Annotated in this window: 13 protein-coding genes, 1 tRNA gene and 3 rRNA genes; 6 read left to right on the top strand and 11 right to left on the bottom strand. The window is 57.9% G+C overall.

The features are described from left to right. The first annotated feature begins 2 nt into the window (after positions 1–2). Together mobA and mobB are read left to right on the top strand one after the other, a co-directional pair. Positions 3–593 (top strand): molybdenum cofactor guanylyltransferase MobA, encoded by a 591-nt coding sequence (mobA, locus tag ACMGF9_RS23800; protein WP_015379460.1) that lies wholly within the window; start codon positions 3–5, stop codon positions 591–593. Further along, on the top strand, positions 590–1108 hold the full coding sequence (gene mobB, locus ACMGF9_RS23795) for a molybdopterin-guanine dinucleotide biosynthesis protein MobB (RefSeq protein WP_015379461.1): 519 nt from the start codon (positions 590–592) through the stop codon (positions 1106–1108). Before mobA ends, mobB begins: the two co-directional genes overlap by 4 nt. Before the next feature lie 72 nt (positions 1109–1180). Here mobB and rrf read toward each other — a convergent pair. The 4 genes from rrf to ACMGF9_RS23775 all read right to left on the bottom strand — a co-directional run bounded on the left by rrf (position 1181) and on the right by ACMGF9_RS23775 (position 6248). Continuing rightward, positions 1181–1296, bottom strand: a 5S ribosomal RNA gene (gene rrf / locus ACMGF9_RS23790). Between the two features lie 99 nt (positions 1297–1395). After that, positions 1396–4303: ribosomal RNA gene (locus ACMGF9_RS23785) — 23S ribosomal RNA — on the bottom strand. Between the two features lie 239 nt (positions 4304–4542). Further along, positions 4543–4618, bottom strand: a tRNA-Glu gene (locus tag ACMGF9_RS23780). A gap of 88 nt (positions 4619–4706) precedes the next feature. Then, positions 4707–6248, bottom strand: a 16S ribosomal RNA gene (locus ACMGF9_RS23775). Together the 16S, 23S and 5S rRNA genes with 1 tRNA gene alongside form the textbook arrangement of a ribosomal RNA operon. Positions 6249–6723: 475 nt before the next feature. Here ACMGF9_RS23775 and ACMGF9_RS23770 point away from each other — a divergent pair. After that, a complete protein-coding gene (locus ACMGF9_RS23770) occupies positions 6724–7413 on the top strand; it encodes a FadR/GntR family transcriptional regulator (protein ID WP_004933751.1) in 690 nt (229 codons plus the stop codon). Between the two features lie 67 nt (positions 7414–7480). After that, positions 7481–8896, top strand: a complete 1416-nt coding sequence (mdtD, locus tag ACMGF9_RS23765; protein ID WP_015379462.1) for a multidrug transporter subunit MdtD — start codon at positions 7481–7483, stop codon at positions 8894–8896. Here mdtD and rbsR read toward each other — a convergent pair. The 7 genes from rbsR to kup all read right to left on the bottom strand — a co-directional run bounded on the left by rbsR (position 8893) and on the right by kup (position 16745). Then, positions 8893–9894 carry a ribose operon transcriptional repressor RbsR gene (rbsR, locus tag ACMGF9_RS23760; protein ID WP_021504176.1) on the bottom strand — a complete coding sequence of 334 codons (1002 nt, stop codon included), beginning with the start codon at positions 9892–9894 and terminating at the stop codon, positions 8893–8895. The genes mdtD and rbsR overlap by 4 nt on opposite strands. A gap of 4 nt (positions 9895–9898) precedes the next feature. After that, positions 9899–10825, bottom strand: coding sequence for a ribokinase (rbsK, locus tag ACMGF9_RS23755; protein WP_088382020.1), 927 nt, complete (start codon positions 10823–10825; stop codon positions 9899–9901). 61 nt (positions 10826–10886) lie between these two features. Next, positions 10887–11774 carry a ribose ABC transporter substrate-binding protein RbsB gene (rbsB, locus tag ACMGF9_RS23750; RefSeq protein WP_049240409.1) on the bottom strand — a complete coding sequence of 296 codons (888 nt, stop codon included), beginning with the start codon at positions 11772–11774 and terminating at the stop codon, positions 10887–10889. Positions 11775–11798: 24 nt separating this feature from the next. Further along, positions 11799–12767, bottom strand: a complete 969-nt coding sequence (rbsC, locus tag ACMGF9_RS23745; RefSeq protein ID WP_033652333.1) for a ribose ABC transporter permease — start codon at positions 12765–12767, stop codon at positions 11799–11801. Between the two features lie 6 nt (positions 12768–12773). Further along, complete coding sequence (rbsA, locus tag ACMGF9_RS23740; protein ID WP_004933767.1) at positions 12774–14279, bottom strand: ribose ABC transporter ATP-binding protein RbsA; 1506 nt, start codon at positions 14277–14279, stop codon at positions 12774–12776. A 7-nt stretch (positions 14280–14286) separates the two neighbouring features. After that, entirely contained in the window at positions 14287–14706 is a 420-nt protein-coding gene (gene rbsD / locus ACMGF9_RS23735) for a D-ribose pyranase (protein ID WP_015379466.1), read from the bottom strand. Positions 14707–14876: 170 nt separating this feature from the next. Beyond that, the gene (kup, locus tag ACMGF9_RS23730) at positions 14877–16745 is read right to left on the bottom strand and encodes a low affinity potassium transporter Kup (protein WP_049240407.1); all 1869 of its coding nucleotides are present in this window, start codon (positions 16743–16745) and stop codon (positions 14877–14879) included. 283 nt (positions 16746–17028) lie between these two features. On the opposite strand from kup, the gene ravA reads away from it, so the two are divergent. Further along, complete coding sequence (ravA, locus tag ACMGF9_RS23725; protein WP_088382021.1) at positions 17029–18537, top strand: ATPase RavA; 1509 nt, start codon at positions 17029–17031, stop codon at positions 18535–18537. A gap of 2 nt (positions 18538–18539) precedes the next feature. Further along, complete coding sequence (gene viaA / locus ACMGF9_RS23720) at positions 18540–20003, top strand: ATPase RavA stimulator ViaA (protein ID WP_004933781.1); 1464 nt, start codon at positions 18540–18542, stop codon at positions 20001–20003. Positions 20004–20007: the final 4 nt, after the last annotated feature.

The raw sequence follows: 20007 nt of genomic DNA, 5'->3' as shown, positions 1-20007 counted from the left end.
AGATGCATAAAGAAATCAGCGGCGTCATTTTGGCCGGTGGACGGGCCACGCGTATGGGCGGTGAAGACAAAGGCCTGGTGTCGATTGGTGGTATCGCACTCTATCAACACATATTGGCTCGGTTACGGCCGCAGGTGGCTTCCATCGTCATCAGCGCCAATCGCAATCAGGCATGTTACCAGGCGAGCGGTTTGCCGGTGATTGGCGATCTGACGCCCGATTTCGCCGGGCCGTTGGCCGGTATGCTGGCCGGGCTCAAGCAATCTTCCAGCGAATGGGTGGCCTTCGTCCCTTGTGACGTCCCCGACTTTCCCGCTGACTTAGTGGCACAACTCTGGCGGCAAAAAGGCGCAGCGCCGGCTGCCTTTGCCAGCGATGGCGAACGTGATCACCCTACGCTGGCGTTACTGCATACCCAACTAGCGCCGCAGCTGGCCGACTATCTGGCGCGCGGTGAACGCAAGCTGATGCTGTTCTTGCATCAGATTAACGCACAACGCGTGGTGTTCAGCGGACAACAAGCGGCATTTCATAACCTGAATACGCCGGAAGACTGCCGACATTGGCAGCAAACACGAGAGCTAAAGAAATGAATCGTTCATTGCCTCCCTTGCTGGCCATCGGCGCCTACAGCGGTACGGGAAAAACCACCCTGCTCAAACAGCTGATCCCGTTGCTGAAACAGCGTCAGGTAAGGATTGGACTGATCAAACATACGCATCACGACATGGATGTGGATACGCCGGGTAAAGACAGCTATGAGCTGCGTAAAGCAGGCGCCGAGCAAACGCTGGTCGCCAGCGATCGTCGCTGGGCATTAATGACCGAAACGCAGGAGCAACGACCTTTGGATCTGCGCTATCTGGCTGGGCGCTTTGACGCCGATAAGGTCGACTTGATTCTGGTGGAAGGGTTTAAACATGAGCCGGTCAGCAAGATCCTGCTTTATCGGGCCAAGATCGGCAAACCGTTGGAAGACATGTTGGATCAGTTTGTCGTGGCGGTAGCCAGCGACCGACCACTATCCATCTCAGCTAAGCAGCTGGATCTCAATCAACCGGAAAGCATCGCCGACTTTATTGTCGAGTGGTTGAAAGGCGCAGCGTAGCTGCGCTTTTTTACGTATTGCCCATAGCAAAAAGCCCTGAACGTCAGTTCAGGGCTTTCGGCTTTATTTGATGCCTGGCAGTGTCCTACTCTCGCATGGGGAGACCCCACACTACCATCGGCGCTACGGCGTTTCACTTCTGAGTTCGGCATGGGGTCAGGTGGGACCACCGCGCTATTGCCGCCAGGCAAATTCTGTTTCATTCCAACCGCTTCACTCTCGTGTCGCCATCAGAACCAATCTCGGAACTTCGCTGAAAATCTCTCTAAAAACACCTTCGGTGTTGTAAGGTTAAGCCTCACGGATCATTAGTACTGGTTAGCTCAATGCATCGCTGCACTTACACACCCAGCCTATCAACGTCTTAGTCTTAAACGTTCCTTCAGGGGCCTTAAAGGCCCAGGGAAGACTCATCTTGAGGCAAGTTTCGCGCTTAGATGCTTTCAGCGCTTATCTTTTCCGCACTTAGCTACCGGGCAATGCCATTGGCATGACAACCCGAACACCAGTGGTGCGTTCACTCCGGTCCTCTCGTACTAGGAGCAACCCCTCTCAATCTTCCAACGCCCACGGCAGATAGGGACCGAACTGTCTCACGACGTTCTAAACCCAGCTCGCGTACCACTTTAAATGGCGAACAGCCATACCCTTGGGACCTACTTCAGCCCCAGGATGTGATGAGCCGACATCGAGGTGCCAAACACCGCCGTCGATATGAACTCTTGGGCGGTATCAGCCTGTTATCCCCGGAGTACCTTTTATCCGTTGAGCGATGGCCCTTCCATTCAGAACCACCGGATCACTAAGACCTACTTTCGTACCTGCTCGAGCCGTCACTCTCGCAGTCAAGCTAGCTTATGCCTTTGCACTAACCTCACGATGTCCGACCGTGATTAGCTAACCTTCGTGCTCCTCCGTTACTCTTTGGGAGGAGACCGCCCCAGTCAAACTACCCACCAGACACTGTCCTCACCCCGGATTACGGGGCCGAGTTAGAACATCAAACATTAAAGGGTGGTATTTCAAGGATGGCTCCACGCAGACTGGCGTCCACGCTTCAAAGCCTCCCACCTATCCTACACATCAAGGCTCAATGTTCAGTGTCAAGCTATAGTAAAGGTTCACGGGGTCTTTCCGTCTTGCCGCGGGTACACTGCATCTTCACAGCGAGTTCAATTTCACTGAGTCTCGGGTGGAGACAGCCTGGCCATCATTACGCCATTCGTGCAGGTCGGAACTTACCCGACAAGGAATTTCGCTACCTTAGGACCGTTATAGTTACGGCCGCCGTTTACTGGGGCTTCGATCAAGAGCTTCGCCTTGCGGCTGACCCCATCAATTAACCTTCCAGCACCGGGCAGGCGTCACACCGTATACGTCCACTTTCGTGTTTGCACAGTGCTGTGTTTTTATTAAACAGTTGCAGCCAGCTGGTATCTTCGACTGGCTTCAGCTCCATCCGCGAGGGACTTCACCTACATGCCAGCGTGCCTTCTCCCGAAGTTACGGCACCATTTTGCCTAGTTCCTTCACCCGAGTTCTCTCAAGCGCCTTGGTATTCTCTACCTGACCACCTGTGTCGGTTTGGGGTACGATTTAATGTTACCTGGAGCTTAGAGGATTTTCCTGGAAGCAGGGCATCAACTACTTCTGCACCGTAGTGCATCGTCATCACGCCTCAGGGTTAGTATGCAACCGGATTTACCAGGTCACACCCCCTACACGCTTAAACCGGGACAACCGTCGCCCGGCTAGCCTAGCCTTCTCCGTCCCCCCTTCGCAGTAACACCAAGTACAGGAATATTAACCTGTTTCCCATCGACTACGCTTTTCAGCCTCGCCTTAGGGGTCGACTCACCCTGCCCCGATTAACGTTGGACAGGAACCCTTGGTCTTCCGGCGAGCGGGCTTTTCACCCGCTTTATCGTTACTTATGTCAGCATTCGCACTTCTGATACCTCCAGCAACCCTCACAGGCCACCTTCAACGGCTTACAGAACGCTCCCCTACCCAACAACGCCTAAGCGTCGCTGCCGCAGCTTCGGTGCATGGTTTAGCCCCGTTACATCTTCCGCGCAGGCCGACTCGACCAGTGAGCTATTACGCTTTCTTTAAATGATGGCTGCTTCTAAGCCAACATCCTGGCTGTCTATGCCTTCCCACATCGTTTCCCACTTAACCATGACTTTGGGACCTTAGCTGGCGGTCTGGGTTGTTTCCCTCTTCACGACGGACGTTAGCACCCGCCGTGTGTCTCCCGTGATAACATTCTTCGGTATTCGGAGTTTGCATCGGTTTGGTAAGCCGGGATGGCCCCCTAGCCGAAACAGTGCTCTACCCCCGAAGATGAGTTCACGAGGCGCTACCTAAATAGCTTTCGGGGAGAACCAGCTATCTCCCGGTTTGATTGGCCTTTCACCCCCAGCCACAAGTCATCCGCTAATTTTTCAACATTAGTCGGTTCGGTCCTCCAGTTAGTGTTACCCAACCTTCAACCTGCCCATGGCTAGATCACCGGGTTTCGGGTCTATACCTTGCAACTAGTCGCCCAGTTAAGACTCGGTTTCCCTACGGCTCCCCTATACGGTTAACCTTGCTACAAAATATAAGTCGCTGACCCATTATACAAAAGGTACGCAGTCACACCACGAAGGTGCTCCCACTGCTTGTACGTACACGGTTTCAGGTTCTATTTCACTCCCCTCGCCGGGGTTCTTTTCGCCTTTCCCTCACGGTACTGGTTCACTATCGGTCAGTCAGGAGTATTTAGCCTTGGAGGATGGTCCCCCCATATTCAGACAGGATGTCACGTGTCCCGCCCTACTCATCGAACTCACGACCTGTGCATTTTAGTGTACGGGGCTATCACCCTTTGCTGCGCGACTTTCCAGACGCTTCCACTAACACACAAGCCGATTCAGGTTCTGGGCTCCTCCCCGTTCGCTCGCCGCTACTGGGGGAATCTCGGTTGATTTCTTTTCCTCGGGGTACTTAGATGTTTCAGTTCCCCCGGTTCGCCTCATGCCACTATGTATTCATGACATGATAGTGTGTCGAAACACACTGGGTTTCCCCATTCGGGTATCGCCGGTTATAACGGTTCATATCACCTTACCGACGCTTTTCGCAGATTAGCACGCCCTTCATCGCCTCTGACTGCCTAGGCATCCACCGTGTACGCTTAGTCACTTAACCTCACAACCCGAAGATGTTTCCATCGTTCGCGCTGCAAACATTTGAGAGACTCTATGACAGGTTACTCTTCATCCCAATACATCTACGGAGGGATAAATTTCAGCCGTCATGTTTCAATTTTCAGCTTGTTCCAGATTGTTAAAGAGCAATATCTTAAACATGACTCGGAAGTCATCTTTAAGATATGGTGTATCGTCAGATACTGAAGACCGCCGCTTTCACCGGGTGGGTCGGAAGCTTGGCGTCCCCTAGGGGATTCGAACCCCTGTTACCGCCGTGAAAGGGCGGTGTCCTAGGCCTCTAGACGAAGGGGACACGACACCGTACTTTTATGACGCTTTTGCTCGTTACTTTTTCATCAGACAATCTGTGTGAGCACGCCACTCGAAGCAATATCTTTAGGTAAGGAGGTGATCCAACCGCAGGTTCCCCTACGGTTACCTTGTTACGACTTCACCCCAGTCATGAATCACAAAGTGGTAAGCGCCCTCCCGAAGGTTAAGCTACCTACTTCTTTTGCAACCCACTCCCATGGTGTGACGGGCGGTGTGTACAAGGCCCGGGAACGTATTCACCGTAGCATTCTGATCTACGATTACTAGCGATTCCGACTTCATGGAGTCGAGTTGCAGACTCCAATCCGGACTACGACGTACTTTATGAGGTCCGCTTGCTCTCGCGAGGTCGCTTCTCTTTGTATACGCCATTGTAGCACGTGTGTAGCCCTACTCGTAAGGGCCATGATGACTTGACGTCATCCCCACCTTCCTCCAGTTTATCACTGGCAGTCTCCTTTGAGTTCCCGGCCGAACCGCTGGCAACAAAGGATAAGGGTTGCGCTCGTTGCGGGACTTAACCCAACATTTCACAACACGAGCTGACGACAGCCATGCAGCACCTGTCTCAGAGTTCCCGAAGGCACCAAAGCATCTCTGCTAAGTTCTCTGGATGTCAAGAGTAGGTAAGGTTCTTCGCGTTGCATCGAATTAAACCACATGCTCCACCGCTTGTGCGGGCCCCCGTCAATTCATTTGAGTTTTAACCTTGCGGCCGTACTCCCCAGGCGGTCGATTTAACGCGTTAGCTCCGGAAGCCACGCCTCAAGGGCACAACCTCCAAATCGACATCGTTTACAGCGTGGACTACCAGGGTATCTAATCCTGTTTGCTCCCCACGCTTTCGCACCTGAGCGTCAGTCTTCGTCCAGGGGGCCGCCTTCGCCACCGGTATTCCTCCAGATCTCTACGCATTTCACCGCTACACCTGGAATTCTACCCCCCTCTACGAGACTCTAGCTTGCCAGTTTCAAATGCAGTTCCCAGGTTGAGCCCGGGGATTTCACATCTGACTTAACAAACCGCCTGCGTGCGCTTTACGCCCAGTAATTCCGATTAACGCTTGCACCCTCCGTATTACCGCGGCTGCTGGCACGGAGTTAGCCGGTGCTTCTTCTGCGAGTAACGTCAATTGATGAACGTATTAAGTTCACCACCTTCCTCCTCGCTGAAAGTGCTTTACAACCCGAAGGCCTTCTTCACACACGCGGCATGGCTGCATCAGGCTTGCGCCCATTGTGCAATATTCCCCACTGCTGCCTCCCGTAGGAGTCTGGACCGTGTCTCAGTTCCAGTGTGGCTGGTCATCCTCTCAGACCAGCTAGGGATCGTCGCCTAGGTGAGCCATTACCCCACCTACTAGCTAATCCCATCTGGGCACATCTGATGGCAAGAGGCCCGAAGGTCCCCCTCTTTGGTCTTGCGACGTTATGCGGTATTAGCTACCGTTTCCAGTAGTTATCCCCCTCCATCAGGCAGTTTCCCAGACATTACTCACCCGTCCGCCGCTCGTCACCCAGGGAGCAAGCTCCCTTGTGCTACCGCTCGACTTGCATGTGTTAAGCCTGCCGCCAGCGTTCAATCTGAGCCATGATCAAACTCTTCAATTAAAAGCTTGATTTGCTTCCACTCGAGAAGCGATGCTCAAAGATTTACTGCATGAATTTTACTTCAGTTAGTCACTCTTCAAGACTTGATATTTTTTTGCATCCGAAGATGCTGGATATCGTCTTGTGGAGTGCCCACACAGATTGTCTGATAAATTGTTAAAGAGCAGTGCCGAGAAACTCATCGGCGCGGGCTGCGTATACTACGCTTTTCGCCCGGAGAGTCAAGCGTTTATTTCGCCTTCTTCTCGTTGACCCGGCGGCTTGTCAGTCGTTGTTCCCGGTCAGTGGAGGCGCATTATAGGGAGTTCTCGGCAGGCCGCAACCCCTAATTGCAAAAAACTTTTCAAGCGCGGATTTTTTCAACAAAAGGGCGAAAAAGCGGCGAATTAATGTCACTTTTTCAGGTAAACAGCCATAAAAGCTGGCGATCACTGGAGTAAAATAGAAATAACGATGTCAGTAAGGATCCGCAGCCATGCCGTTAAATGCACAACAACAGGCCGCCCAACGCAATCTTTCTTATCTGCTTGCAGAAAAACTCGGCCAACAAATTCTGGCAGGCGATTATCAGGCAGGCAGCATCCTACCTGGTGAAATGGAACTGGGCGAGCAATTCGGCGTCAGCCGCACCGCGGTGCGCGAAGCGGTAAAGATGTTAGCCGCCAAAGGCATGTTGTTGCCGCGCCCGCGCATTGGCACCCGCGTGATGCCGCAAAGCCAATGGAATTTCCTCGATCAAGATTTACTGACCTGGTGGATGACGCGGGAAAACTTCGATCAGGTGATGCAACACTTCCTTATCTTGCGCACCTCGCTGGAGCCGCAGGCCTGCGCGTTGGCGGCAAACCACGCCAGCCCGCAACAAACCAAGTTGCTGGCGGGGCTGATGGCGGAAATGCGCGCGCTGCATACCCAGTTTGATCGCGAGCGTTGGATCCAGGTCGATACCCAATTCCACCAGCTTATCTACGAGGCCAGCGGCAACCCGTTCCTGACCTCGTTCGCCAACCTGTTCAGTTCGGTGTACCAAAGCTACTTCCGCGCCATCACCGGCAATGAAGTGATCAAGCTGCGCCATCATCAGGCTATCGTCGATGCGATACTCGCCGGAGACAGCGCAGGCGCACTCGTCGCCTGCCAGGTGCTGCTGAAAGAGAAAGACTAGACACGCTCCCCGCTTATATATAGAAGAAAGAGACGAGGGACAGACGACCATTTAACCAGGACCGACCATGACCCAATCCGCGCGCAGTATGGCAGGACTACCGTGGATCGCCGCAATGGCGTTCTTTATGCAGGCGCTGGACGCCACTATCCTCAACACCGCGCTGCCGGCGATCGCCCAAAGCCTGGGGCGTTCGCCGCTGGCGATGCAATCGGCCGTCATCAGCTACACGCTGACGGTGGCGATGCTGATCCCGGTCAGCGGTTGGCTGGCGGACCGCTTCGGCACCCGCCGCGTGTTCATCTTCGCCGTCACGTTATTCACCCTCGGTTCGCTGTTGTGCGCCCTCTCCCCCACGTTGAGCGTGCTGGTTGCCTCTCGCGTGCTGCAGGGCATCGGCGGCGCGATGATGATGCCGGTCGCGCGGTTGGCGCTGCTGCGCGCCTACCCGCGCAGCGAACTGCTGCCGGTGCTGAACTTCGTCACCATGCCCGGCCTGGTCGGGCCGATTCTCGGGCCGCTGCTGGGCGGCTGGCTGGTAACCTACGCCACCTGGCACTGGATTTTCCTGATCAATATTCCTATCGGTCTGCTCGGCATCTTCTATGCACGCAAATACATGCCGGACTTCACCACGCCCAAACGCCGCTTCGATTTCCTTGGTTTTATGCTGTTCGGCCTGAGTCTGGTGCTGATCTCTACCGGGCTGGAACTGTTTGGCGAGCGGGTGCTGGCGAGCTACGTTTCGCTGGGCATTCTGCTCAGCGGCTTCGTGATGCTGTTCGGCTACATCGCGCACGCACGCCGCCACCCTCAGCCGCTGATCGGTCTCGACCTGTTCAAAACCCGCACCTTCTCGGTCGGCATCGCCGGCAACGTCGCCTCCAGGTTGGGCACCGGCTGCGTGCCGTTTTTAATGCCGCTCATGCTGCAGGTGGGATTCGGTTACACGGCAATCGTCGCCGGTTGCATGATGGCGCCAACCGCCATCGGCTCACTGATGGCGAAATCCACCGTCACTCAGGTGCTGCGCTGGTTCGGTTATCGTAAAACGCTGGTCGGCATCACCGTTATCATCGGGGTGCTGATCGCCCAGTTTGCCCTGCAAAGCCCGGGCATGCCGCTGTGGCTGATGATCCTGCCGCTGTTCGTGCTGGGCATGGCGATGTCCACCCAGTTCACCGCCATGAACACCATCAGCCTGGCGGATTTGAACGACGCCAACGCCAGCGCCGGCAACAGCGTCCTGGCGGTCACCCAACAACTGTCCATCAGCTTCGGCGTGGCGATCAGCGCGGCGGTGCTGCGTTTTTACGAATCCCTGTCGTTAGGCACCATGATCGACCACTTCCACTACACCTTTATCACCATGGGGATCGTCACCGTGGCGTCGGCGCTGGTGTTTATGTTGCTGAGAAGGAAAGATGGCCGCAATTTGATCAGCGGCCAGGAAAGCAAGAAAGAAGCGAAGGCGGCCAGTTAACGGCGGCCCACCGAAGCGCGTTCCACCAGCTCGGGCGTCAGCACCAGCACCTGGGGCGCGCGCTCCGGGTTTTGCAGGCGGTTGATCAGCGCATCGATCGCCAGCTCGCCCAACGAATCCTTCGGTTGATGAATGGTGCTCAGCGGCGGCGCCAGATAACGCGCCAGCTCAATATCATCGTACCCCATCACCGCCATATCCTGCGGCACGGAAAGCCCGGCCTGATACAGCGCCTGATAAACGCCTACCGCCACCGCGTCGTTGCCGGCGAACACCGCATGCGGCGGTTCGTCCAGCGCCAACAGTTGGCGCATGGCGTTCACGCCGCCCTCAAACTCAAAGTCGCAATGCACTTCATACCCTGTCGGAACCGGTAATCCGGCGCGCCGCATCGCGTTGCGATAGCCTTCCAGCCGGTGACGGGCGGTGGTTTTATCCTGCGGGCCGGCGATGCAGGCGATCTTGCGGTAGCCGCGGGCGATCAGATGATCGGTCGCCATCTCGCCGCCCAGCAGCGAGTTATCCTGAATAATATCGTTCGCGCCCTCGAACGGCGCCCAGTCCATCATCACGATCGGCAATGACGGGTAACGGCTCAGGGCATCTTGCGATGGCCGGTGGTTTTCGGTGCACATCAACAGCAAACCGTCGACGCGCTTTTGCAGCAGCGTCTCCATGCTGCGGTTCATGCGCGCGGCGTCTTCTTCGGTATTGCACAGGATCAGACTGTAGCCACGTTCATAGCAGCTGCGCTCCACGCCGCGCACCACTTCAGCATAAAACGGGTTGTTGCTGGCGGTCACCAGCATGCCGATGGTGCGGGTCTGATTAAGCTTCAGGCTGCGCGCCAGCGCAGAAGGCGCATAGTTCAACTGTTCCACGGCCGCCATGACCTTGTCGCGCACGCTGTCGCTGACAAAGCGATTGTTGTTGACCACATGCGAAACGGTAGAGGTTGAAACGCCCGCCAGGCGGGCGACATCTTTCATGGTGGCCAAAGGATCACCCCTGTTGCTGCAAGAAGGCGTCAATCTCTTCGCGCCACGGCACCGAAGGCTGCGCGCCGGGGCGGGTTACGGCGATCGCCGCCGCCGCATGGGCGAAACGCACCGCGTCGGCCATGCTGTTGCCTTCCAACAGGGCGGTCACCAGCGCACCGTTAAAGGTATCGCCGGCGGCGATGGTATCCACCGCTTGCACTTTGAAGCCGGGCACCCGTTTGCCGTTGCCGTTTTCGCTCAGCCACACGCCACGGCTGCCGAGGGTGATGATCACCGTCGCGATGCCTTTGTCGTGCAGCGCCTGCGCCGCGCGCGCCGCATCGGCGTCGTTGTCCACAGCGATGCCGGTCAGGCGCTGCGCTTCGGTTTCATTCGGGGTGATCATATCAATCATCCCCAGCAGCTCGTCCGGCAGCTCGCGCGCCGGGGCCGGGTTGAGGATCACCTGCGTTTGATGTTGCTTGGCCAAGCGGGCGGCGGCGATCACCGTCTCCAGCGGCGACTCCAGCTGCATCAGCAGGGCATCGGCGTCGATCACTTTTTGTTGGTAGCGCGCCAGGTAATCCGGCGTCACCGCGGCGTTGGCGCCGGCATCGATGCCGATCACGTTCTCGCCCTCGGCGTTGACGAAGATCAGCGCCACGCCGGTGGTGCTGTCGGCGATGGCTTCAATCGGTTGGGTATCAATGCGATCGCTCGCCAGCTGCCGGCGGACACGCTCGCCGATATCGTCGGCGCCCACGCAGGCGATAAAGGCGATCTCCGCCCCACTGCGCCCGGCCGCCACCGCCTGATTCGCGCCCTTGCCGCCAAACGCCACCTTATACTGCTTCCCGATCACCGTTTCGCCCGGGTGGGGGAATTGTTCAATATTGAGGATATGGTCGGCATTGATGCTGCCCAGAACCACCAGCTTACCTGTTTCCATCGCATTGATTCCTGAATTGCGCGCCATCGTAAACGCCCCGTCCCGATGGCGCTGGTATGACTTACTTAGTGACCAGTTTCAAATCGACCGGAATGGTCGCCGGCACTTTTTCGCCTTTCAGCACTTTATCGGCGGTTTCCACGCCTATCACGCCGATCTGATCGGGACGCTGCGCCACGGTCGCCGCCAGCTTGCCGCCTTCAACCGCTTTCACGCCGTCGGCGGTGCCGTCGAAGCCTACCACGATCACGTCGGTTTTACCGGCGGTTTGCAGCGCACGCAGCGCGCCCAGCGCCATTTCATCGTTCTGGGCAAATACCGCCTGCACATCCGGGTGAGCGGTCAGCAGGTTCTGCATCACGTTCAGGCCCTTGGTGCGGTCGAAATCGGCCGGCTGGCTGGCCAGCAGCTTGAATTTATTCTGATCCAGCGACTGTTTGAAGCCTTCGCCGCGTTCACGCGCGGCGGAGGTGCCGGCAATGCCTTCCAGCTGAATCACCTTGGCGTCGGCGCCCGCTTTCTTGGCGATGAAGTCGCCGGCCATTTTGCCGCCCACGCGGTTATCCGAAGCGATATGGCTCACCACTTCACCCTTGCTCGCCACGCGGTCCAGCGTGATGACCGGGATCTTAGCCTGGTTGGCCATCTTGATGGCGTTGCCGACCGCATCGGAGTCGGTCGGGTTGATCAGCAGCAGCTTAGGCGCCCGCACCATCAGATCCTGCACGTTGGCCAGCTCTTTCGCCGGGTTGTTCTGGGAGTCCAGCACCACCAGGTTGTAGCCCAGCTTATTGGCCTCTTGCTGCGCTCCGTCCTTCATCGAGACGAAGAACGGGTTGTTGAGGGTGGACACCACCAGCGCGATGGTCTCTTTGGCCATGGCATTGGCGCTCAGGGTGGCGCTCAGCGCGATGGCGGAGGCTAAGGTTGCCAGTTTTTTCATTTTCATCATCGTGATTCCTGTAGGGGGAGGTTACTTGTTGCTTTTGTTATCTACCAGAACCGCCAGCAGTATCACCACTGCCTTCACGATCATTTGGTAGTAGGAAGAAACACCCAGTAAATTCAGGCCATTGTTCAGGAAGCCGAGGATCAGCGCCCCGATCAGCGTGCCGACGATGCGCCCCTTGCCGCCAGCCAGGCTGGTGCCGCCCAGCACCACGGCGGCGATGGCGTCCAGCTCATAGCCGGTACCGGCGGTCGGCTGTGCCGACGACAGGCGCGCTACTTCGATCACCCCCGCCAGCGCCGCCAGCAGGCCGCACAGCGAGTAGACGATAATCTTCACTTTATCGACGCTGATGCCGGACAGACGGGTCGCCGCCTCGTTGCCGCCCAAGGCATAAATATAGCGGCCCAGGCGCGTATGGTGCAGCATATACCAGGCGGCGATGAACACGATCGCCATGATCCAGATCGGCGTAGGCACACCCAGCGGACGGCCGATGCCGAACCAACCGAAGGTGTCGGCCACGTCGGTGAAACCGGTATTGATCGGGCTGCCGTTGGTGTACACCATGGTGACGCCGCGCAGCAGCAGCATCATCACCAGCGTGGCGATAAAGGCCTGCACTTTGCCTTTGGCGACGATCACCCCGGTGCAGGCGCCAATCGCGGCGCCCAGCGCCAAGGCCGCCGCCACCGCCACCAGCGCGTTGACTTCAAAGCCGACGATCGACGCCGCCACCGCGCCGGTCAGGGCCAGCAGCGATCCCACCGACAGATCGATGCCGGAAGTGAGGATCACCAGCGTCATCCCCACCGCCATGATGGCGTTGACCGAGGTCTGCTGCAGAATATTGAACAGGTTGTTCAGGGTGAAGAAGTTCGGGCTCATGGAAGAGACCACAGCGATCAGCACCAGCAGCGCAATCAACGACTTCTGCTCTAACAGCCACTCTTTACTGAACCAGCGCTTAGCTGCGATAGTCTGGGAACTCATATCTGATTACTCCTGCTTTACGCCGTATTGCTTGCCGACGGCTGCCGCCATCAACGCTTCCTGGGTGGCCTGTTCAATCGGGAACTCGCCGCTGAGATGCCCTTCGTGCATCACCAGAATGCGATCGCTCATGCCCATCACCTCCGGCATTTCCGAAGACACCAGAATGATGCTCAGCCCTTCCTGCTTGAACTGGTTGATTAACTGATAGATCTCTTTTTTCGCCCCGACATCGACGCCGCGCGTCGGCTCATCGAGGATCAGCACCTTCGGCCGGGTCATCAGGCCGCGGGCGATCGCCACTTTCTGCTGATTGCCGCCGGAAAGCAGACCTATCGGCTGCTCCATCGACGGCGTTTTGATATTGAACAGGCGGATGAAATCTCCCACCGCCTGCCGCTCGTCGGCCTGTTTCAGGCTGCCGTCGGCGCGGCTGAAGTAGCGCAGCGCGGTCAGAGACATGTTTTCCTTCACCGACATGCCCAGCACCAGGCCGTCGCGCTTGCGGTCTTCCGAGATATAGACGATGCCGTTCGCCAACCCATCCTGCGGCGAATGGGCGACCACCTCGCGGCCGTCCAGGCTGACGGTGCCGGCCTTGCGCGGCGCGGCGCCGTACAGGATCTTCATCAATTCGGTGCGCCCGGCGCCCATCAGCCCGGCCACGCCGAGGATCTCGCCGCGGTACAGCGTAAAGCTGACGTCTTCAACGCCGGGGCCGGAAAGATGACTGACTTCCAGCCGCTTTTCACCACGCGGCAAATCCAGGCGCGGATATTGTTCTTCCAGCTTGCGGCCGACCATCATCTCAATCAGCGAATCTTCCTGCAGCTCGCTCACCGGCCGCTCGGCGATAAACTGCCCGTCGCGGAACACGGTCACGTCGTCGCAGATTTCAAAGATCTCTTTCAGACGGTGCGAGATATAGACGATGCCGCGCCCTTCGGCCTTCAGCTCATTGATCACCTTGAACAGCGAGGCGGTTTCGGTGTCGGTCAGCGCATCGGTCGGTTCGTCCATGATGATCACTTTCGATTCGAAGCTCAGCACCTTGGCAATCTCCACCATCTGCTGATCGCCGATCGACAGCTCGCCCACCAGCCGGTGGCTGCTGTAGCGCAGATTGAGGCGCGCCAGCAAGCGATCGGCCTCGGCGTACATGCGCTTCCAGTCAATGCGGCCGAAACGGTTGACGAACTCGCGGCCGAGGAAGATGTTTTCCGCAATCGTCAGCTGCGGGATCAGGTTCAGCTCCTGATGAATAATGCCGATGCCCGCTTCCTGCGAATCCTTTGGCCCGTTGAACGCCACCTCTTTACCGAGAAAATACTGGCTGCCGGCGTCTTTCTGGTAGATGCCGGTCAGCACTTTCATCATGGTGGACTTCCCGGCGCCGTTTTCCCCCACCAGCGCCATCACCTTGCCGGGATAAACGCTGAGGGCAGCGCCGGAAAGCGCCTTCACGCCGGGAAAGGCTTTATCAATCCCTTTCAGTTGCAGTAAAGGTTGCATAAACGCCTCAGAAAGTTACGCCGGCGCACAGGATCACGTTCGCGTAAGGCGAACACTCCCCGCTGCGGATCACCGCCCGGCTGTGCTCGGTTTGCGCTTTAAACGCCTGATGGCTGATATAGCGCACGCTGATGGTATTGCCCTGGCGTTGGCCCAGTGCGGTCAGTTCAGCCAACAGAGCCTCGTGGAGCGACGGATTCTGTTTCACGATCTCTTCCGCCAGAATGGCGCTTTCTACCTGCATCTCTTGCGTGACCGCCGCGAACACCTGCATGAAGGTCGGCACGCCCTGCGTCAACGCCAGATCGATGCGCTGCGTCGCCGCCGGTATCGGCAGGCCCGCATCGCACAGGGTGAGCTGGTCGGTATGCCCCAGCCGGGCAATCACGGCAGACACGTCAGAATTCAGTAATACGCCTTTTTTCATCTTCTCACTCCGCTAGCGAAACGTTTCGCTCTTTGGGGGAGTTTAAAAAAACGGCAGGGGAAGGCAACCGGGACAATGCAGAAGTGTGATCGTTATCGAAACGTTTCGTTCGCGCACGGAGAAAGCGCAAACAAAAGGGGCTCAGCCATGCTGAGCCCCTGTCAGGCGGATTAGATCTCGACCTGCGTACCGAGTTCGATGACCCGGTTCGGCGGGATTTCGAACTGATCCGGCGCGCGCAGGGCATTGCGGCTCAGGGCGACGAACAGTTTGCCGCGCAGGTAGAGGTACCACGGCCGCTTGGTGAGGATCAGCGATTCATGGGACATGAAGAACGACGTCTCCGACATGCGGCACGGCAACCCTTCCAGCCCGCAGCGGTGGAACACCTCCTCGACGTTCGGCGTTTCGCGCCAGCCGTAGCTGGCCACCACCCGCCAGAAGGTCGGCGACAGCTGCTCGATGGTCACCCGGCGCACGTTGTGCACGTAAGGCGCATCCTCGGTGCGCAGCGTCAGCAGCACCACGCGCTCGTGCAGCACCTTGTTGTGCTTCAGGTTGTGCAACAGCGCAAAAGGAATGACGTTGGTGGCGCGCGACAAGAAGACCGCGGTGCCCGGCACCCGTACCGGCGGCGATTTCTCCAGCGAGGCAATCATCGCCTCCAGCGAGTTGCCGTGCTCATGCAGACGACGCAACAGGCGGAAACGCTCGCTCTTCCAGGTAGTCATAATGATGAACATCACCAGCGCCAGGGTCAGCGGTAACCAGCCGCCGGAGAACAGCTTCAGGGCGTTGGCAGAGAACATCGGCACGTCGATGATCAGCAAGATGGTTACGATGCCGATCGCCAGGAAGCGGTTCCAGTGCCAGTTATTAATCGCCACCGAAGTGACCAGAATGCTGGTCAGCACCATGGTGCCGGTGACGGCGATGCCGTACGCCGCCGCCAGGTTGCTGGAGTGCTCGAAGCCGATGATCACCAGCACCACCGAGATGTACAGCGTCCAGTTGATCACCGGAATGTAGATCTGGCCGGATTCCATTTCCGAGGTGTGAATGATGCGCATCGGCGACAGATAGCCCAGGCGCACCGCCTGGCGAGTCAGCGAGAAGACGCCGGAAATCACCGCCTGCGAAGCGATCACCGTCGCCAGGGTCGCCAGAATCAGCAGCGGGATCAGCGCCCAATCGGGCGCCAGCAGGAAGAACGGGTTTTTGATCGCCTCCGGATTTTTCAGCAGCAGCGCCCCTTGGCCGAAGTAGTTGAGCACCAGCGAAGGCAGCACCACGGTGAACCAGGCCAGGCGGATCGGGAACTTGCCGAAGTGCCCCATATCGGCATACAGCGCCTCGACGCCGGTGATCGACAACACCACTGCCCCCAGTGCGAAGAACGACACCTTCTTATATTCAATGAAGAAGTTGAGCGCCCATTTGGGATTCAGCGCCTGCAGCACTTCCGGGTTTGAAATGATGCTGCGCGCGCCCAGCACCGCCAACACGATGAACCACAGCAGCATTACCGGGGCGAACAGCTTGCCGACGCTGCCGGTGCCGTGCTTTTGGATAACGAACAGCAGCGTCAACACCAGAATGGAGAGCGGCACGATATAGGCGTCAAGCGCAGGCGCGGCGATTTCCAACCCCTCTATCGCCGACATCACCGAGATAGCCGGGGTGATCACCACCTCGCCATAGAAGAAGCTGCCACCGATCAGGCCCAGTATCACCAGCACCGCAGTAGTACGCGCCGAGGTATTGCGCCCGGCCAGCGACATCAGCGTCAGAATACCGCCCTCGCCGGCGTTGTCCGCGCGCATCACGTAGGTGAGATATTTGAGGGAAACGATCACGATCAGCATCCAGAAAATCAGCGACAGGAAGCCGAAAACCACGTCTGGACGAACATCGAAGCCGTAATGGCCGGAGAAACACTCTCTCAGTGTATAGAGAGGGCTGGTGCCGATATCACCGTAGACCACGCCGATGGCAGCCAGGGTTACCGCCGATAAGGACTGCTTATGCTCTGCGCTCATAATTCGTTTCTTTATCAGAACATCCGTTAGCGATGCATCCGCATCAGGCAAAATACGGGCTCAAAGATCCGTCACGCCCACCAGAAAGCCGCACAGTATGCACCATTTATACCGCTTGCCTACCCTTATATCAGAGCCGAAAAATAAACAAAATGTGAACCGAATATCCGACTTAACGTAGAAAAATATTACTAATCAACGGGCTATACCACTAAAAATAATGGTGGTTTATCATCGGATTATCGACCAAGATTGGCTAACTCTCGGACAATGCGACAATTATATGACGCCATCATCCCTTCTGGCAGAACGAATTTCCCGCCTCAGCAGCGCGCTGGAGAGCGGTCTTTATGAGCGGCAAGAGGCAATCCGTCTGTGCCTGCTGGCGGCGCTGAGCGGCGAAAGCGTATTCCTGCTCGGCCCGCCCGGCATCGCCAAGAGCCTGATCGCGCGCCGGCTGAAGTTTGCCTTCCGCAACGCCCGCTCCTTTGAATACCTGATGACGCGTTTTTCCACGCCGGAAGAGGTCTTCGGCCCGCTCTCTATCCAGGCGCTGAAAGATGAGGGGCGCTATCAGCGTCTGACCGCCGGCTATCTGCCGGAAGCGGAGATCGTGTTTCTTGACGAGATCTGGAAGGCTGGCCCGGCGATCCTCAACACCCTGCTGACGGCGATCAACGAACGCCGCTTTCGCAACGGCAACAGCGAAGAACCGATCCCGCTGCGCCTGCTGGTCACCGCCTCCAACGAACTGCCCGAAGCGGACAACAGCCTCGAAGCCTTATATGACCGCATGCTGATCCGCCTGTGGCTGGACAAGGTGCAGGATAAACAGAATTTCCGCTCGCTGCTGGTCAACCGCCAGAGCGAAAGCCAAAACCCGGTGCCGGCGGCGCTGAGCATCAGCGACGAAGAGTTTCTGCAGTGGCAACCGCAGATCGACAAAGTCACGCTGCCGGAAACCTGTTTTGAGCTGATTTTCCAGCTGCGCCAGCGGCTGGACGCGCTGGAGCAGGCGCCATACGTCTCCGATCGGCGCTGGAAAAAAGCCCTGCGCCTGCTGCAAGCCTGCGCCTTCTTCAGCGGGCGCGACGCCATCGCCCCGCTCGATCTGATGCTGTTGAAAGACTGCCTGTGGCACGATCTCACCTCGCTGAAACTGCTGCAACAGCAGATCGATCAGCTGCTGACCGAGTCGGCCTATCAGCAGCAGTCGATGCTGATCCAGTTGCAACAGATCCACACCCGCTGGCTGCAGGACCAACAGCAACAAAGCGACCGGCAGGCCATCAGCCTGGTGAAAAAAGGCGGGATGTTCAGCCGCAAACCGCAATACGCGCCGGCCACGCCGTTCGCCGGCGGCACCCTCACTCTGCTGTTGCAAAAGCCGCTGCAGCTGCATGACATTCAGGTCAACCATCTGAGCATCGAAAGCAGCGCGCTGGACAACTGGCTGCAAAAAGGCGGCGACGTGCGCGCCAAGCTGAACGGCATCGGCTTTGCGCAGCCGATCGACCTGGAAGTGGATGACCAACTGCACCTCACGGTGTTGGACGTCAGCCGCCAGCCGTCGTTGCTGGCGCTGCCGGGCAAACAGGCCACCGCCACGCCGCAGGCGCTGCTGGATGAAATGGACGGATTGGCCCAGCGCCTGGCGGAGCAACGCCGCGCCTTCAGCCAACATCAGCCCTGTCTGTTCACCCCCGCCGCCGGCCTGGCCAAGATCGAAGCCAGTCTGCTGCAGGTCGCGGAACAGGTTAAACAGCAACTGCAGCAAATGCGCGGCCAGTAACCATGCTCAGTCTGGAGACGCTCGATCTGCTGCTGGCGATCACCGAAGGCGAGATGATCGAGGAGATGATCGTCGGCATGCTGGCGGCGCCGCAGCTGTCGGTATTCTTTAAAAAGTTTCCGGCCCTTCGCCGAGCGCTGGATCGCGATCTGCCGCGTTGGAAGCTGCAGCTCAAGGAGCGTCTGCAGGAGGCGATGGTGCCGCCGGCGCTGGCGCAGGAATTCTATCGCTACCAGCAGTGCCAGCTGGAGAACAACACCCAGTTCTATCACAACCTCAACGACACCATGGAGCTGCTGCGCCAGCTGGTCTCACCGTTTTATGAACAGGCGCGCGCGCTGGTGGACGCCGCCGATCTGCCCAATCATCCGCTGGACGACAGCTTTCAAACGCTGTTTCTGCAGCGCTGGCGCATCAGCCTGACGCTGCAGGCCACCATGCTGCACCACCAACTGCTGGAACAAGAGCGCGAGCAGCTGATGGCGGAACTGCAGGAGCGGTTGGCGCTGAGCGGCGCGCTGGAACCGCTGCTGTCGGAAAACGACACCGCCGCCGGCAGGCTGTGGGACATGAGCAAAGGCCAGCTGCAGCGTGGCGATTATCAGCGGCTGGTGGAGTACGGCAACTTTTTGCAGCAGCAGCCGGAGCTGAAAAAGCTGGCGCAACAGCTGGGCCGCAGCTATCAGGCCAAGGCGGTGCAGCAACAGGACGCGCAGCCGGAGCCGTTCAGGGTCATGGTGCAGGTGCCGGCCACGCTGCCGGAAGAAGTGAGCGGCATTCATCAGAGCGACGACATCCTGCGCCTGCTGCCGCCGGAGCTGGCGACGCTGGGGATTGAAGAGCTGGAATTCGAGTTTTATCGCCGCCTGTTGGAAAAGCGGCTGCTGAGCTACCGTCTGCAGGGCGACGTCTGGCAGGAACAGATCCTGATCCGCCAGGTCACTCACCAGCAGCAGGATCAACAGCCGCGCGGGCCGTTTATCGTCTGCGTGGACACCTCCGGATCGATGGGCGGTTTCAACGAACAGTGCGCCAAGGCGTTCTGTCTGGCGCTGCTGCGCATTGCGCTGGCGGACAACCGCCGCTGCTATATCATGCTGTTCGCCAACCAGATCGTGCATTACGAACTCACCGCCGCCAGCGGCATCGAGCAGGCAGTGCGCTTTCTCGGCCAGCAGTTTCGTGGCGGCACCGATCTGGCGGCCTGCCTGAACGCCACCGTCACCAAAATGGCGGAGAGCGGCTGGTTCGACGCCGATGCGGTGATCATTTCCGATTTTATTGCCCAGCGGTTGCCGGAGGAGGTAATAAAGAAGGTGAAACAGCAGCAGCAAAGCCACCAGCAACGTTTCCACGCGGTGGCGATGTCCGCCTACGGCAAACCCGGCATCATGCGCATCTTCGATCATATCTGGCGCTTTGATACCGGGCTGAAAAGCCGTTTGATGCGCCGCTGGCGGCGCTAGGCGG

Source organism: Serratia sp. BNK-23 (assembly GCF_047456145.1).
GTDB classification, from domain to species: Bacteria; Pseudomonadota; Gammaproteobacteria; order Enterobacterales; family Enterobacteriaceae; genus Serratia; species Serratia nematodiphila.
Note: the sequence above shows the minus strand (reverse complement) of the source record. Positions and strands in the feature narration are given on the sequence as shown.